Annotated in this window: 26 protein-coding genes; 25 read left to right on the top strand and 1 reads right to left on the bottom strand. The window is 66.2% G+C overall.

The genetic code is table 11. The features are described 5' to 3' along the window. Positions 1–169: 169 nt before the first annotated feature. Positions 170–1,144 carry an EamA family transporter gene (locus ATK74_RS07730; RefSeq protein ID WP_098460489.1) on the bottom strand — a complete coding sequence of 325 codons (975 nt, stop codon included), beginning with the start codon at positions 1,142–1,144 and terminating at the stop codon, positions 170–172. 260 nt (positions 1,145–1,404) lie between these two features. Here ATK74_RS07730 and rpsJ point away from each other — a divergent pair, with 260 nt between their 5' ends. The 25 genes from rpsJ (at position 1,405) to ATK74_RS07605 (ending at position 14,822) form a co-directional block, all read left to right on the top strand. Next, positions 1,405–1,716, top strand: coding sequence for a 30S ribosomal protein S10 (gene rpsJ, locus ATK74_RS07725; protein ID WP_020488540.1), 312 nt, complete (start codon positions 1,405–1,407; stop codon positions 1,714–1,716). Between the two features lie 11 nt (positions 1,717–1,727). Beyond that, positions 1,728–2,384 (top strand): 50S ribosomal protein L3, encoded by a 657-nt coding sequence (gene rplC, locus ATK74_RS07720; protein WP_098460488.1) that lies wholly within the window; start codon positions 1,728–1,730, stop codon positions 2,382–2,384. Beyond that, positions 2,381–3,049: a 50S ribosomal protein L4 gene (gene rplD, locus ATK74_RS07715; RefSeq protein WP_098460487.1), complete on the top strand. Its 669-nt coding sequence runs from the start codon at positions 2,381–2,383 to the stop codon at positions 3,047–3,049. Before rplC ends, rplD begins: the two co-directional genes overlap by 4 nt. Next, complete coding sequence (gene rplW / locus ATK74_RS07710) at positions 3,046–3,354, top strand: 50S ribosomal protein L23 (protein WP_211283310.1); 309 nt, start codon at positions 3,046–3,048, stop codon at positions 3,352–3,354. The genes rplD and rplW overlap by 4 nt, the downstream gene beginning before the upstream one ends. 22 nt (positions 3,355–3,376) lie before the next feature. After that, positions 3,377–4,213 carry a 50S ribosomal protein L2 gene (gene rplB / locus ATK74_RS07705; protein WP_098460486.1) on the top strand — a complete coding sequence of 279 codons (837 nt, stop codon included), beginning with the start codon at positions 3,377–3,379 and terminating at the stop codon, positions 4,211–4,213. Positions 4,214–4,234: 21 nt separating this feature from the next. Then, positions 4,235–4,516 (top strand): 30S ribosomal protein S19, encoded by a 282-nt coding sequence (gene rpsS / locus ATK74_RS07700; RefSeq protein WP_098460485.1) that lies wholly within the window; start codon positions 4,235–4,237, stop codon positions 4,514–4,516. A gap of 26 nt (positions 4,517–4,542) precedes the next feature. Then, positions 4,543–4,941 carry a 50S ribosomal protein L22 gene (gene rplV, locus ATK74_RS07695; protein ID WP_098460484.1) on the top strand — a complete coding sequence of 133 codons (399 nt, stop codon included), beginning with the start codon at positions 4,543–4,545 and terminating at the stop codon, positions 4,939–4,941. Between the two features lie 2 nt (positions 4,942–4,943). Continuing rightward, on the top strand, positions 4,944–5,762 hold the full coding sequence (gene rpsC / locus ATK74_RS07690) for a 30S ribosomal protein S3 (protein WP_098460483.1): 819 nt from the start codon (positions 4,944–4,946) through the stop codon (positions 5,760–5,762). A gap of 2 nt (positions 5,763–5,764) precedes the next feature. Further along, positions 5,765–6,184 carry a 50S ribosomal protein L16 gene (rplP, locus tag ATK74_RS07685; RefSeq protein ID WP_098460482.1) on the top strand — a complete coding sequence of 140 codons (420 nt, stop codon included), beginning with the start codon at positions 5,765–5,767 and terminating at the stop codon, positions 6,182–6,184. Further along, positions 6,184–6,414, top strand: a complete 231-nt coding sequence (gene rpmC / locus ATK74_RS07680; RefSeq protein ID WP_098460481.1) for a 50S ribosomal protein L29 — start codon at positions 6,184–6,186, stop codon at positions 6,412–6,414. The genes rplP and rpmC overlap by 1 nt, the downstream gene beginning before the upstream one ends. Before the next feature lie 5 nt (positions 6,415–6,419). Next, a complete protein-coding gene (gene rpsQ, locus ATK74_RS07675; RefSeq protein WP_098462120.1) occupies positions 6,420–6,689 on the top strand; it encodes a 30S ribosomal protein S17 in 270 nt (89 codons plus the stop codon). Positions 6,690–6,705: 16 nt separating this feature from the next. Then, entirely contained in the window at positions 6,706–7,074 is a 369-nt protein-coding gene (gene rplN, locus ATK74_RS07670; RefSeq protein WP_098460480.1) for a 50S ribosomal protein L14, read from the top strand. Positions 7,075–7,076: 2 nt separating this feature from the next. Then, positions 7,077–7,454 carry a 50S ribosomal protein L24 gene (gene rplX / locus ATK74_RS07665; RefSeq protein WP_098460479.1) on the top strand — a complete coding sequence of 126 codons (378 nt, stop codon included), beginning with the start codon at positions 7,077–7,079 and terminating at the stop codon, positions 7,452–7,454. Continuing rightward, positions 7,454–8,083, top strand: coding sequence for a 50S ribosomal protein L5 (rplE, locus tag ATK74_RS07660; RefSeq protein ID WP_098460478.1), 630 nt, complete (start codon positions 7,454–7,456; stop codon positions 8,081–8,083). Before rplX ends, rplE begins: the two co-directional genes overlap by 1 nt. Before the next feature lie 11 nt (positions 8,084–8,094). After that, entirely contained in the window at positions 8,095–8,280 is a 186-nt protein-coding gene (locus ATK74_RS07655) for a type Z 30S ribosomal protein S14 (RefSeq protein WP_098460477.1), read from the top strand. A gap of 80 nt (positions 8,281–8,360) precedes the next feature. Next, positions 8,361–8,768, top strand: a complete 408-nt coding sequence (gene rpsH, locus ATK74_RS07650) for a 30S ribosomal protein S8 (protein ID WP_098460476.1) — start codon at positions 8,361–8,363, stop codon at positions 8,766–8,768. A 15-nt stretch (positions 8,769–8,783) separates the two neighbouring features. Continuing rightward, positions 8,784–9,326 carry a 50S ribosomal protein L6 gene (rplF, locus tag ATK74_RS07645; protein ID WP_098460475.1) on the top strand — a complete coding sequence of 181 codons (543 nt, stop codon included), beginning with the start codon at positions 8,784–8,786 and terminating at the stop codon, positions 9,324–9,326. Then, a complete protein-coding gene (gene rplR / locus ATK74_RS07640; RefSeq protein WP_098460474.1) occupies positions 9,326–9,703 on the top strand; it encodes a 50S ribosomal protein L18 in 378 nt (125 codons plus the stop codon). The genes rplF and rplR overlap by 1 nt, the downstream gene beginning before the upstream one ends. 23 nt (positions 9,704–9,726) lie before the next feature. Continuing rightward, positions 9,727–10,347, top strand: a complete 621-nt coding sequence (rpsE, locus tag ATK74_RS07635; protein WP_098460473.1) for a 30S ribosomal protein S5 — start codon at positions 9,727–9,729, stop codon at positions 10,345–10,347. After that, positions 10,347–10,529: a 50S ribosomal protein L30 gene (gene rpmD / locus ATK74_RS07630; protein ID WP_098460472.1), complete on the top strand. Its 183-nt coding sequence runs from the start codon at positions 10,347–10,349 to the stop codon at positions 10,527–10,529. Before rpsE ends, rpmD begins: the two co-directional genes overlap by 1 nt. 1 nt (position 10,530) lies before the next feature. Beyond that, a complete protein-coding gene (rplO, locus tag ATK74_RS07625; RefSeq protein WP_098460471.1) occupies positions 10,531–10,971 on the top strand; it encodes a 50S ribosomal protein L15 in 441 nt (146 codons plus the stop codon). 185 nt (positions 10,972–11,156) lie between these two features. After that, complete coding sequence (secY, locus tag ATK74_RS07620; protein ID WP_098460470.1) at positions 11,157–12,491, top strand: preprotein translocase subunit SecY; 1,335 nt, start codon at positions 11,157–11,159, stop codon at positions 12,489–12,491. Then, positions 12,488–13,060, top strand: coding sequence for an adenylate kinase (locus tag ATK74_RS07615; RefSeq protein WP_098460469.1), 573 nt, complete (start codon positions 12,488–12,490; stop codon positions 13,058–13,060). The genes secY and ATK74_RS07615 overlap by 4 nt, the downstream gene beginning before the upstream one ends. Then, positions 13,060–13,908 (top strand): type I methionyl aminopeptidase, encoded by an 849-nt coding sequence (map, locus tag ATK74_RS07610; RefSeq protein ID WP_425440116.1) that lies wholly within the window; start codon positions 13,060–13,062, stop codon positions 13,906–13,908. The genes ATK74_RS07615 and map overlap by 1 nt, the downstream gene beginning before the upstream one ends. Beyond that, positions 13,908–14,822 (top strand): ketopantoate reductase family protein, encoded by a 915-nt coding sequence (locus ATK74_RS07605; RefSeq protein WP_098460467.1) that lies wholly within the window; start codon positions 13,908–13,910, stop codon positions 14,820–14,822. The genes map and ATK74_RS07605 overlap by 1 nt, the downstream gene beginning before the upstream one ends. Positions 14,823–14,827: the final 5 nt, after the last annotated feature.

Genomic DNA, 14,827 nt, shown 5'->3' with positions numbered 1-14,827 from the left:
CGGGGTGCGCCCTGCGGGCCCGCGACCGGCTGCCATGCACGTGCGCTGATCGGGGCCTCCTGAGCCCTGAGGCCGCTGGCTGTGCCGGGTCACAGAGGAACGACCTGTGGCCCGGCGCTCGGGTCACAGTCAGGTTGCGCCGGGCTCCGGCGGTGCGCGCCCCAGCCGCTCAGTCGAGCGCGACGAGTTCCTCGGCCGGCGCCGGCGCCGTGCTCATCCCGTCCAACCGGATCAGCACGACTCCGGCAATGATCCCGACCCCGCCGAGGAGCTGCATCGGACTGGGGATCTCGCCGAGTATCAGTGCGGCCACCGCGGTGGCGAACAGCACTTCCGACAGGCTGACGAAGCTGGACAACCGCTCACCCATCAGCGGGAGTCCGGCCAGGCCGAGCGCATAGGCGGCGGCAGTGGCCACCACGATCACCACCGACAGCGGCACCCACCACGGCACCTGATGGCCGAGCAGGGTGACGTCCACCAGCGGCGCGGAGTAGGGGAGTGCTCCGACCGCGATCAGCAGGCCGAGCGCCACCGCCCCGATCGGCAGGCCGAACGCCGGCAGTGCCAGCGCCGGGAGCTTCGAGTCGCCGGAACCGATCGCGAAGTACGCAGCTGCGCCGACCATGGCCCCCATGGCGAACAGCACGCCCAGGCCGTCCAGCCGGGCTCCGGTGAGGTCGAGGACGCAGAAGAGTCCGACCACACTGGCCGCGCTTCCGGCCAGAATCAGCCCGGACGGCGCCTTGCGGGTGCGCACCCAGGCCAGCAGCACCAGCGCCACCGGGGCCATGTACTCCAGCAGCAGCGCCACACTGACGCTCATCCGGGAGACCGCGGAGAAGTACATGCCTTGCGCCATGGCGACGGCCAGCAGTCCGAAGGCGAGCACCCGGAACCACTCAGCGCGCAGTTCTCCCCAATGGCCGCGCATAGCCCACAGCCCGAACGGTGCCAACAGGACCGACGCGACCAGCACCCGCCAGAACACCGCCGCGCCCGGAGTCCAGCCGGCCTCCAGCAGTGGACGGACGAAGGTGCCCGAGGTTGCGAAGGCCAAAGAAGCGGCCAAACCCAGGGTGATTCCGGCTCCGATCCGGCTATGGTGGTGGTCGGCGGGCGATGGCGGGTTTGAGAAGCTCACCCGGCCAATAGTGCCCGTCCCACGGGATTTGGCAGGACGCCGCCCAGCATGAAAGAATCGACAGGTTGCTCCGACAAGGACGCCCGCTGTGGCGGCCTTTCGGCAAGTCTGGCGCGCGGGTGCCGGGCCCTACCACGACCAATCAAAAACGGTCATGTGCGGCCCAGAACTGGTCCGACACGCCCGACCCCGGGGGTCGGAGGAACATACTCGCTCGGTAGATGCAGCCGGACGAGACAGCCTAGAAGAAGGACGAACCAGTGGCGGGACAGAAGATCCGGATCCGACTCCGGGCTTACGACCACGAGGTCATTGACTCGTCGGCGAAGAAGATCGTCGACACTGTGACCCGTACCGGCGCCAAGGTGGCAGGCCCTGTGCCCCTGCCGACCGAGAAGAACGTGTTCTGCGTGATCCGTTCTCCCCACAAGTACAAGGACAGCCGCGAGCATTTTGAGATGCGCACCCACAAGCGGCTGATCGACATCCTCGACCCGACGCCGAAGACGGTGGACTCGCTGATGCGACTCGATCTTCCGGCCGGTGTCGACATCGAGATCAAGCTCCCGTGAGGTCAGGCGTCATGAGCGAACGAAACGTGAAGGGGCTGCTGGGCACCAAGCTCGGCATGACCCAGGTCTGGGACGAGAACAACAAGGTCGTCCCGGTGACCGTCATTCAGGCCGGTCCCTGTGTGGTGACCCAGGTCCGCACTCCCGATGTTGATGGCTACTCCGCCGTTCAGCTCGGTTTCGGTGCGGTCAAGGCCAAGGCCGTCACCAAGCCCGCTGCCGGGCACTTCGAGAAGGCAGGGGTCACCCCGCGCAAGCACCTCGTGGAGCTGCGCACCGGTGACGCCAGCACCTACACCTTGGGTCAGGAGCTCACCGCCGAGCTGTTCGAGGCGGCCGAGATCGTGGACGTCACCGGCGTCACCAAGGGCAAGGGCACCGCGGGTGTCATGAAGCGGCACGGCTTCGCCGGTCTGCGGGCTACCCACGGTGTGCACCGCAAGCACCGCTCGCCGGGCTCCATCGGCGCCTGCGCCACCCCGGGTCACGTCTTCAAGGGCACCCGGATGGCCGGCCGGATGGGTGTCGAGAAGGTCACCGTGCAGAACTTGTCCATCCACGCCGTCGACGCCGAGCGCGGGCTGATCCTGGTCAAGGGCTCGGTGCCCGGACCCAAGGGCGCCCTGATCGTGGTGCGCACCGCGGCCAAGAAGGGAGCTCAGGCATGAGCGAGACCCGTACCGTTCCGGTGCTGGGCACCAAGTCGAGCAAGGCCGAGCTTCCGGCTGACCTGTTCGACGTTCAGACCAATGTGCCGCTGATCCACCAGGTTGTGGTGGCTCAGCAGGCCGCTGCTCGTCAGGGCACCCACGCCACCAAGACCCGCGGCGATGTCGCCGGCGGTGGCGCCAAGCCGTGGCGTCAGAAGGGCACCGGTCGCGCCCGTCAGGGTTCGCGCCGGGCTCCGCAGTGGACCGGCGGTGGCGTCGTGCACGGCCCGCAGCCGCGCAGCTACGCCCAGCGCACCCCGAAGAAGATGATTGCTGCCGCTCTGCGCGGGGCGCTCTCGGATCGGGCTCGCGACGGCCGCATCCACGTTGTCGATTCCGTGGTGACCGGCGAGCAGCCGTCCACCAAGGCCGCGCTGCAGGCGCTGGCCAGCCTCGGCGGCAGCAAGCTGCTGGTGGTCCTGGATCGTGACGAGGACGTCGCCTGGCTGAGCCTGCGCAACGTCGCCTCGGTGCACGCCCTGGCCGTCGACCAGCTGAACGCCTACGACGTTCTGATCAGCGACGACGTCGTGTTCACCTCCGCTGCGCTGGCCGCCTTCGTGGCCGGTCCGGTGAAGGGCGAGGTCAGCCTGACCATCGAGACCGAGGAGGACGCGAAGTGAGCGACCTGAAGATCCGCGACCACCGCGACATCCTGTTGGCCCCCGTGGTCAGCGAGAAGAGCTACGGCCTGCTGGACGAGAACAAGTACACCTTCCTGGTCTCTCCGGACGCCAACAAGACCGAGATCAAGATCGCGGTCGAGTCCGTGTTCGGGGTCAAGGTCACCGGCGTCAACACCAGCAACCGCGAGGGCAAGCGCCGTCGCACCAAGTCGGGCTGGGGCAAGCGTCCTGACACCAAGCGCGCCATTGTGAGCGTCGCTGACGGTCAGCGCATCGATATCTTCTCCGGGCCGCTGGCCTGAGCCGAGATAGGAAAACGAACTCATGGGTATCCGTAAGTACAAGCCGACCACTCCGGGCCGTCGTGGCTCCTCTGTGGCCGACTTCGTCGAACTGACTCGCTCCACGCCGGAGAAGTCGCTGCTGGCTCCCAAGCCGAAGACCGGTGGCCGGAACAACTCCGGCCGGATCACCACCCGGCACATCGGTGGCGGTCACAAGCAGGCCTACCGGCTGATCGACTTCCGCCGCTACGACAAGGACGGTGTTCCGGCCAAGGTCGCTCACATCGAGTACGACCCGAACCGCACCGCCCGGATCGCGCTGCTGCACTACGCGGACGGCGAGAAGCGCTACATCATCGCTCCCAACGGCCTGGTCCAGGGCGCGATGGTCGAGGCCGGCGAGGCTGCCGACATCAAGCCCGGCAACAACCTGCCGCTGCGCAACATCCCGGTGGGCACCACGGTGCACGCGGTGGAGATGCGTCCAGGCGGTGGGGCCAAGCTCGGTCGTTCGGCCGGCGCCAAGATCCAGCTGATCGCCCGCGAGGGCAAGATGGCCACCCTGCGTCTGCCGTCCGGCGAAATGCGCCTGGTCGATGTGCGCTGCCGCGCCACCATCGGTGAGGTCGGCAACGCCGAGCAGTCGAACATCAACTGGGGCAAGGCCGGCCGTAGCCGCTGGAAGGGCGTCCGCCCGACCGTCCGCGGTGTTGCCATGAACCCGATCGACCACCCGCACGGTGGTGGTGAGGGTAAGACCTCCGGTGGTCGCCACCCGGTTACTCCGTGGGGCAAGCCCGAGGGCCGTACTCGAGACAAGAACAAGGCGAGTTCTCGCCTGATCATCCGCCGCCGCAAGTCCGGCAAGAAGCGCTGATAGGACAGGTGAGGTAACACAATGCCACGCAGCCTGAAGAAGGGCCCGTTCGTCGACGACCATCTGGTCAAGAAGGTCGACACCCAGAACGCGGCGGGCACCAAGCAGGTCATCAAGACCTGGTCGCGTCGCTCCATGATCACCCCGGACATGATCGGGCACACCATTGCGGTGCATGACGGCCGCAAGCATGTGCCGGTGTTCGTGACCGACTCGATGATCGGCCACAAGCTGGGCGAGTTCGCCCCCACCCGCACCTACCGCGGGCACATCAAGGAAGACAAGAAGTCGCGCCGCCGCTGAGTGGGCGAGAAGAGGAATTGATTCAAGTGAGCAATAAGGAGCGACCCACCCGTCGCGCAGCCCTGCTCGGGGATCGTCCTGGCTCGTACGCGATCGCGCGTCACGTCCGGATGAGCCCGCTGAAGGTTCGTCGCGTCGTTGATCTGGTGCGAGGGATGGACGTCACTGACGCCCTGAACACGCTCAAGTTCGCGCCGCAGGCGGCCTCCGAGCCCGTGTACAAGGTGGTGGCCAGTGCCACTGCCAATGCTGAGACCACTGCAGGTCTCCGCGCTGAGGAGCTTTTCGTCTCCCAGGCCTTTGTCGACGAGGGGATGACCCTGCGTCGAATCCGGCCGCGGGCGAAGGGTTCGGCCAGCCGGATTCTCAAGCGGGCCAGCCACATCACCGTTGTTGTCGAGCCCAAGACCGTGAAGGGAGCCTGAGCATGGGCCAAAAGATCAACCCCCACGGCTTCCGCCTCGGGATCACCACTGACCACAAGACCCGTTGGTACGCCGACAAGAGCTACTCGGATCTGGTCTCTGAGGACGTCAAGATCCGTCGCTTCCTGGCTAAGAACCTCGAGCGCGCCGGCATCTCCAGCGTCGAGATCGAGCGTCGCAGCGAGCGGGTGACCATCTTCCTGTACGCGGCACGCCCGGGCATCGTCATCGGCCGTAACGGCGCCGAGGCGGAGCGGGTGCGCGCCGAGCTCGAGAAGCTCACCAGCAAGCAGGTGCAGCTGAACATCCTCGAGGTGAAGAACCCCGAGACCGATGCGCAGCTCGTTGCCCAGGGCATTGCCGAGCAGCTCGGCGCCCGCGTGGCCTTCCGCCGCGCGATGCGCAAGGCTCAGCAGAGCGCCATGCGCGCCGGTGCCCTCGGCATCCGGATCCAGTGCTCCGGCCGTCTTGGTGGCGCCGAAATGAGCCGTTCGGAGTTCTACCGCGAGGGTCGCGTGCCGCTGCACACCCTCCGGGCGGACATCGACTACGGGTTCTACGAGGCTCGCACCACCTTCGGCCGGATCGGCGTGAAGGTCTGGATCTACAAGGGCGACGTGTCGGGCAACCGCGCCGAGCGTGCCGCTCAGAAGGCAGCGCGCGCCGCAGCCGGCGGCCAGCGCCGTCCGGCCCGTGGCCCCCGTCGCGATGGCGCCGGTGCCGGCCGTGGGGATCGTCCCGAGCGCGGCGGACGCCGTCGCGCCGAAGCCGTCGCTGAGGGCGTCACTGCGCCCGAGGCCGTAGAGACCGCAGGAGCCTGACCATGTTGATTCCCCGTCGAGTCAAGCACCGTAAGCAGCACCACCCGAACCGGAGTGGCGCGGCCAAGGGTGGCACCAAGCTCGCTTTCGGTGACTACGGCATCCAGGCTCTGGAGTCGTCGTACCTGACCAACCGTCAGATCGAGAGTGCTCGTATCGCCATGACCCGCCACATCAAGCGTGGCGGCAAGGTCTGGATCAACGTCTACCCGGATCGCCCGATGACCAAGCACCCTGCGGAGTCCCGGATGGGTTCCGGTAAGGGTTCACCCGAGTGGTGGATCGCCAACATCAAGCCGGGCCGGGTGCTCTTCGAGCTCTCCGGTGTGGACGAGCCGGTGGCCCGCGAAGCCATGCGGCTGGCCATTCACAAGCTGCCGTTCAAGGCTCGCTTCATCAAGCGGGAAGTAGGTGACATCTGATGGCCAAGACTGTCACGGCCACTGAGCTTCGCGGACTGAGCCGCGATGAGCTCAACGCCAAGGTGCTGGAGTTGAAGGAAGAGTTGTTCGGGCTGCGGTTCGCCGCTGCCACCGGTCAGCTCGAAACCCACGGCCGGTTGCGCGAGGCCCGCAAGGACATCGCGCGGATCTACACCGTGCTGCAGGAGCGCAACCTCGGCATCGTGCCCGATCCGGATGAGGACAAGTGAGTCAGATGAGCGAGCAGAACGAAGCCCGCGGGGCACGTAAGGTCCGAGAGGGCCTGGTCGTCTCCGACAAGATGGACAAGACCGTCGTGGTGGCCGTCGAGCAGCGGATCAAGCACCCGCTGTACGGCAAGGTCATGACCAAGTCTGAGCGGCTCAAGGCCCACGATGAGGCCAATGAGGCCGGCGTGGGTGACCGCGTTCGGGTGATGGAGACTCGTCCGCTTTCTGCCACCAAGCGGTGGCGCGTGATCGAGATCCTCGAAAAGGCCAAGTGACCAGGAGAGATTGCAGATGATCCAGCAGGAGACGCGACTCAAGGTCGCCGACAACACCGGTGCGAAGGAACTGCTTTGCATCCGCGTGCTGGGCGGCTCCAAGCGTCGCTACGCCGGTCTCGGCGACAAGATCGTGGCCACCGTCAAGGACGCCATCCCCGGCGGCAACGTGAAGAAGGGCGAAGTGGTCAAGGCCGTTGTCGTCCGTACCGTGAAGGAGACCCGTCGTCCCGACGGCTCCTACATCAAGTTCGATGAGAACGCCGCCGTCATCCTGAAGAACGACGGGGAGCCTCGCGGCACCCGCATCTTCGGCCCGGTCGGCCGTGAGCTGCGCGAGAAGAAGTACATGCGAATCATCTCGCTCGCGCCGGAGGTGTTGTGAGCATGGCGAATTCGCTCCATGTGAAGAAGGGTGACCGAGTCAAGGTCATCGCCGGCAAGGACAAGGGTCGTGTCGGCGAGATCATCGCGGTCTTCCCCGGTGACGGACGTGTGATCGTCCAGGGCGTGAACCTGGTCAAGAAGCACAAGGCAGCCACCCCGAACCAGCAGACCCGGCAGAACAACGCCGCCGGGATCATCACCACCGAGGCACCGATCGACGCCTCCAACGTGCAGCTGGTCGTGAAGGTGGACGGCAAGGACGAGGTGACTCGGGTCGGCTACGAGCGGCAAGAGGTCACCAAGCGTCGTCCCGACGGGACCGAGTACACCGCTACTCGCAGCGTCCGGATCGCGCGCAAGACCGGGAAGGAAATCTGATGGCCGCCACTGCGACCAAGACTGCGCCCAGGCTCAAGGAGAAGTACCGCTCCGAGATCGCCCCGGCGCTGCTGGCTGAGTTCAAGTACGAGAACGTCATGCAGATCCCCGGTCTGACCAAGATCGTGGTGAACATGGGCGTCGGCGAGGCTGCTCGCGACTCCAAGGTGATCGATGCCGCGGTGCGCGACCTCACGGCGATCACCGGCCAGAAGCCGGTGGTCACCAAGGCCCGCAAGTCCATCGCTCAGTTCAAGCTGCGTGAGGGCATGCCGATCGGCTGCCACGTCACCCTGCGTGGCGATCGGATGTGGGAGTTCACCGACCGGCTGATCACCTTGGCGCTGCCCCGGATCCGCGACTTCCGCGGTCTGTCGGCTCGTCAGTTCGACGGCAAGGGGAACTACACCTTCGGTCTGACCGAGCAGGTCATGTTCCACGAGATTGATCAGGACCGGATCGACAAGCTGCGGGGGATGGACATCACCTTCGTCACCACAGCGGAGAACGACGAAGAGGCTCGGGCGCTGCTCAAGGCTCTCGGCTTCCCGTTCAAGGCCGCGGCGGACGAAGTCGCCAAGGTCGCGAAGAAGAAGGGCCCGGCTTTCTCGGGCAAGAAGAAGAAGTGAGCTGATCAGCCATGGCAAAGACCGCTCTGAAGGTGAAGCAGGCCCGCAAGCCGAAGTTCGCCGTTCGCGCCTACACCCGCTGCAACAAGTGCGGCCGGCCGAAGGCCGTGTACCGCAAGTTCGGCCTGTGCCGGATCTGCGTCCGGGAGATGGCTCACGCAGGTGAGCTGCCCGGCGTCATCAAGTCCTCCTGGTGAATCGATACCAGGACAACCACAACCCGCCGAAGGTCCGGGCGTAGCCCGGAAACCATGGTGAGAAAGAGGCATCACAAGTCATGACCATGACCGATCCCATTGCGGACATGCTGACTCGGGTGCGGAACGCCAACCAGGCGTACCACGACTCGACCAGCATGCCGCACAGCAAGATCAAGGTTGGCATTGCCGAAATCCTGAAGGCCCAGGGCTACATCGCTGACTTCGAGGTCATCGATCCCGCTGAGGGCGAGGTCGGCAAGACCCTGAAGGTTACCCTCAAGTACGGCGCTAACCGTGAGCGCTCGATCGCCGGGGTGCGTCGCATCTCCAAGCCGGGCCTGCGCGTGTACGCCAAGTCGACCGCACTGCCCAAGGTCCTCGGTGGCCTCGGTATCGCGATCATTTCTACCTCCCAAGGTTTGCTGACCGACAAAGAGGCCAACTCTCGTAGCGTGGGCGGCGAAGTCCTCGCCTACGTCTGGTGAGCAGGAGGAGCTGATATGTCACGCATTGGAAGGCTTCCGATTGCCATTCCCGCCGGAGTGGACGTCACTCTGGACGGCCAGACCGTGTCGGTGAAGGGCCCCAAGGGCACCCTGGCCCACGTCGTCGCCGAGCCGATCAAGGTCTCTCGCAACGATGAGGGTCAGCTCGAGGTGACCCGCCCGAACGACGAGCGCACCAGTCGCTCGCTGCACGGACTCACCCGCACCCTGGTGGCGAACATGGTCACCGGCGTCACCGACGGTTACGAGAAGAAGCTCGAGATCGTCGGCGTGGGTTACCGCGTCACCTTGAAGAGCCCGCAGGAACTCGAGTTCGCGCTCGGCTTCTCGCACCCGGTCATCGTGAAGGCGCCCGAGGGCATCACTTTCTCGGTGGAGGCGAACACCAAGTTCACCGTCTACGGGATCGACAAGCAGGCGGTCGGCGAAGTCGCCGCCAACATTCGCAAGATCCGCAAGCCTGAGCCGTACAAGGGCAAGGGCGTGCGCTACGCCGGCGAGCGGATTCGCCGCAAGGTTGGAAAGGCTGGTAAGTGATGGCCAGTTCACTTTCGGTGCACAAGGGCATGGCCGATCGCGCTGCCGCGCGACTGCGTCGCCAGGCTCGTGGTCGCAAGAAGGTTGCCGGTACCCCCGATCGTCCGCGCTTGGTGGTGTTCCGGTCCAGCCGTCACATTGCCGCCCAGGTCATCGACGACACTGTCGGCGTCACCTTGGCCAGCGCGTCCTCCTTGGAGCTGCGCTCCGAGGCCGGCGACAAGTCGGCCAAGGCGAAGGCGGTCGGCAAGCTGCTCGCCGAGCGGGCCAAGCAGGCGGGTGTCGCGGATGTCGTCTTCGACCGAGCCGGCAACAAGTACCACGGACGGATCGCAGCGCTGGCTGACAGCGCCCGCGAGGCCGGCCTCGGATTCTGACGGAAGCGGAAGGGTAACAAGCGATGAATACAACCCAGCAGCGCCGCGGTGCCGGCGCCGCCGGCGGTGGTGAGCAGCGTCGCGGCCGCGATGACCGTCGAGGTCGGGATGCGGCTGCCGAGAAGGAGAAGAGCCAGTACCTGGAGCGCGTAGTCGCTATCAACCGGGTGGCGAAGGTCGTCAAGGGCGGTCGTCGGTTCAGCTTCACCGCACTGGTCGTGGTGGGCGATGGCGACGGCATGGTCGGCGTCGGCTACGGAAAGGCCAAGGAGGTGCCCGCGGCAATCGCCAAGGGTGTCGAGGAGGCCAAGAAGAGCTTCTTCCGCGTGCCGCGGATCCAGGGCACGATTCCGCACCCGGTCCAGGGTGAGAAGGCGGCTGGCGTGGTCATGCTGCGTCCGGCCTCCCCGGGTACCGGCGTCATCGCCGGTGGCTCGGCTCGCGCCGTCCTGGAGTGCGCCGGTGTGCACGACGTGCTGGCCAAGTCGCTGGGCTCGGACAACGCGATCAACGTGGTGCATGCCACGGTGGCCGCGCTGCAGAGCCTCGAAGAGCCGGAGGCAGTGGCCAAGCGTCGCGGCCTCCCGGTTGCCGACGTGACCCCGGCCGCGATCCTGCGGGCTCGGGCGGAGGGAGTTCACTGATGGCACGCCTGAAGGTCACCCAGATTCGTTCTGGGATCAGTGGAAAGCAGAACCAGCGCGACACCCTACGTAGCCTCGGGTTGAAGCGCATCGGCGACGTGGTGGTGAAGGAGGACCGTCCCGAGATTCGGGGGATGGCCGCCGCCATTCCGCACCTGGTCGTCCTTGAGGAGGTCGAGTGACATGGCACTAAAGGTTCATCACCTGCGTCCGGCCCCGGGCGCCCACACCGCCAAGACCCGCGTGGGTCGAGGCGAGGGCTCCAAGGGCAAGACCGCCGGCCGCGGTACCAAGGGCACCGGCGCACGCAAGAACACCCCGGAGAACTTCGAGGGTGGGCAGATGCCGCTGCACATGCGGCTGCCCAAGCTGCGTGGCTTCAAGAACCCGTTCCGGGTGGAGTACCAGGTCGTCAACGTGGCGCGCATCGCGTCCTTGTTCCCCGAGGGTGGCCAGGTTTCCCCGGCCGACCTGGTGGCCAAGGGTGCCGTCCGCGACGGTGAGCTGGTCAAGGTGCTCGGCAATGGCGAGATCTCGGTTGCGGTTCAGGTGAGCGCGCACGCGTTCTCCGGCTCTGCGAAGAGCAAGATCGAGGCCGCTGGCGGAAGCGTCACCGAGCTGTAGATCGCACGATTCATGCATGAGGGCTCCGGCATCGTCCGGAGCCCTTGTGCGTAGTCGGACCGCGATGCGAGAAATCGCGTCGGCCTTGATAGAGTTTCCCGGGTTGGCCGGACCTAGTCCGCTGCCCCATGTGGAGCTGCCGACAGGCAGCGCCGCCGAAGACGATAAGGAGTTGGGTCGGTAACATGCTTTCCGCATTCGCGAATGCGCTACGGACACCTGACCTGCGCAGGAAGATCCTGTTCACGCTGATGATTCTGGCGATCTTCCGTCTGGGCTCGGTGATCCCGGCTCCGAACGTCAACATCCAGGCGGTGAACACCTGTCGGATCCAGGCAAGCAGCGGTGACTCTGCCGGCCTGTACTCGATGATTCAGCTGTTCTCCGGTGGTGCGCTGCTCCAGCTGGCGATCTTCGCGCTGGGGATCATGCCCTACATCACCGCGAGCATCATCTTGCAGCTGCTGACGGTGGTCATTCCGCGGCTGGAGGCCCTCAAGAAGGAGGGCGCCTCCGGGACCGCGAAGATCACCCAGTACACCCGCTACCTGACCATCGTGCTGGCGGTGCTGAACTCGACCGCGTTCGTGACCCTGGCGGTGAACGGGCAGCTGTTCCCGGGCTGCAATGAGCAGCTGGTCTACAGCAAGGGCCTGTTCCCGATCATCACCATGATCCTGACCATGACCGCCGGAACCGGCGTGATCATGTGGCTGGGCGAACTGATCACCGACCGTGGCGTCGGTAACGGCATGTCGGTGATGATCTTCACCCAGATCGCCGCGCAGTTCCCGGCCTCGCTGTGGGCCATCGCGCTGTCCCGGGGCACGATGCCCGGCAACGACAACATGCCGAATGCGCAGGGCTGGCTGATCTTCGCTCTGGTGCTCGCCATCGGCCTGGCGGTGATGGCGGCCGTGGTCTACATGGAGCAGGCGCAGCGCCGGATCCCGGTCCAGTACGCCAAGCGGATGGTCGGACGCAAGCTGATGGGTGGCACCACCACCTACATCCCGATCAAGGTGAACCAGGCCGGCGTCATCCCGGTGATCTTCGCCTCCTCGATGCTCTACCTGCCGGTGCTGTACGCCCAGTTCCAGGCCGGCAACCCGGTGTCGAACTGGATCTCCACCTACCTGACCACCGGCAGCTGGGTGTACGAGACGGTGTTCTTCCTGCTGATCATCTTCTTCGCCTACTTCTACGTGTCGATCACCTTCGATCCGGTCGAGGTCAGCGACAACATGAAGAAGTACGGCGGCTTCATCCCGGGCGTCCGCGCCGGACGTCCGACCGAGCGCTACTTGGCCCACGTGCTGTCCCGGCTCACCGCGCCCGGCTCGATGTACCTGGGGATCATCGCGTTGATCCCGGCGATCGCGTTCATCCTGCTCGGCACCCACAACAAGTTCCCCTTCGGCGGTACCTCGATTCTGATCATCGTCGGAGTGGGCCTGGACACTGTGAAGCAGATCCAGAGCCAGTTGCAGCAACGAAACTATGAAGGATTCCTCAGATGAGACTGCTCATCATGGGCCCCCCCGGCGTCGGTAAGGGCACCCAGGCTGTCGGCATTGCCGCTCACTACGGCATTCCCGCTATTTCAACCGGAGACATCTTCCGTGCCAACGTGAAGAACCAGACCCCGCTGGGCCTGGAAGTCTCCCGGATCATGGCCGACGGCGGCTATGTGCCCGACGAGATCACCAACGCGATCGTTGCCGATCGTCTGGTCGAAGCCGACGCTGCCGCCGGCTGGCTGCTCGACGGCTACCCGCGCACCTCCGGCCAGGTCGTCGCGCTCGACGAGGCTCTGGCCAAGAGCGGTCAGACCATCGATGCGGTGATCTCGCTGGTCGCCGACACCGACGTGCTGGTGGCCCGGCTGCTGAAGCGGGCCGAGCTCGAGGGCCGCGCGGACGACAACGCCGACACCATCCGCAACCGGATGGTCATCTACACCGAAGCCACCGACCCGCTGCTGGCCACCTACCGCGACCGCGGTCTGCTGGTCGAGGTGGACGGCATCGGCTCCATCGACGAGGTCGCTCAGCGGATCACCGCAGCGCTCGACGAGAAGCTGGCCTGATCATGAGCCGGCGCCGGCCGGTCATCGAACTGAAGAACGACGACCAGCTCCGCAAGATGCGGGCCTCTGGTCTCCTGGTCGCGCAGATTCTGGCGGCGGTCCGCGAAGCGGCCCGTCCCGGAGTCAGCCCGATCGAACTGGATCGCCTGGCCGCGGCAATGATCGCCGACGGCGGGGCAGTGTCATCCTTCCTCGGGTATGGCGGCGGCTACGGGCTGCCGCCATACCCTGCGGTCACCTGCATCTCGGTGAACAACGTGATCGTCCACGGCATCCCGGCGGAGCGTCCGTTGGTCGACGGCGACCTGGTCAGCGTCGATTTCGGCTTGTCCATCGACGGTTGGCACGGCGACTCGGCCATCACCTTCGGGGTGGGTGAGCTCAGCCCTGAGCGAGCTGCCCTCAGCGAGGCGACCAGGAACGCCATGTGGTCCGGGATCGCCGCGGCACGGATCGGTGGACGGATCGGCGACATCAGCGCGGCCGTCGAGCGCTCGGTGCGCAGTGCCCGGACGAAGTACGGAATCGTCGGCGAGTACACCGGACATGGGATCGGCTCGGCCATGCATCAGCCGCCGGACGTCCCGAACCTGGGTCGGGCCGGTCGCGGCGAACAGCTGGTCAAGGGCATGTGCCTGGCCGTCGAGCCGATGATCACCCTGGGTTCGCCGAACACCGCAGTGCTCGACGACGAGTGGACGGTCGTCACCCGGGACGGCTCGGTTGCTGCTCACTGGGAACACACCGTCGCGCTCACCAGCCGTGGTCTGTGGGTGCTCACCGCTGCCGATGGCGGCGAAGCCGAGCTCACCGCTCGCGGCGCGAAGTTCGGCCCGCTGGCGGACTGATGAGTCCCCGGGTCGTCCTGGTCGGCCTTGGCGCGGTCGGGGCCGGCTACGGCAGCGTGTTGCGACAGGCCGGGATCGATCTCGAAGTGCTGGCCGACCCGGCCCGGATCGCTCGCTACGGCAGTCGACCCACCGTGGTGAACGGCCAACCTGTCGCCTTCGCGATGGTGACCTCGGCCGAGGCGCCGGCGGATCTGGTGCTGGTCGCGGTCAAGCGCGGCGCACTGGAGGAGGCCATCGAGCTCCTCACGCCGCAGGTCGGGCCGGGCACAGTGATCCTCAGCCTGCTCAACGGCATCGACAGCGAAGAGGTACTGGCCGCGGCATTCCCGCAGGCCACCGTCCTCCTGGCGCTGAGCGTCGGCATCGACGCCGTCCGGGACGACCGTGAGGTGCACTACTCGTCGCTGGGCCGGATTGTCTTCGGTGAACCGGCCAACCCCGGCCCCCGCGCCGACCAGGTGGCCGCGGTGGCGGCGATCTTCGACCGGGCCGGCGTCGCCTACCAGGTGCCGTCCGACATGGTTCGTGAGCTGTGGTGGAAGTACCTGATCAATGTCGGGGTGAACCAGGTGTCGGCCATTATCGGCGCTCCGTACCGGGTGTTCCAGGTGGAGGGGGAGGCCCGGGCCGTGATGATCGCCGCCCAGCGCGAGGTGATCGCGGTGGCCAATGCCCTGGGCATCGGCCTGGGCGAGGCGGATCTGGACCGCTGGCTGGAGGTGCTGGCTGGACTCGGCCCGGACAACTTCACCTCGATGGCCCAGGACGCCCTGGCTGGACGCCCCACCGAAGTGGACAGCTTCGCGGGGACGATGATGGCTCTGGGGGAGCGGACCGGCGTGCCGGTGCCGGTGAACACCGTGCTCTTTGGCCTTCTCAAGGCCCGCGAGGCGGTCCTGGCTAGGCGCTGAACTCT

This window comes from Propionicimonas paludicola, assembly GCF_002563675.1.
In the GTDB taxonomy this organism is placed as follows: Bacteria; Actinomycetota; Actinomycetes; order Propionibacteriales; family Propionibacteriaceae; genus Propionicimonas; species Propionicimonas paludicola.
This window is presented reverse-complemented; position numbering and strand designations above follow the sequence as displayed.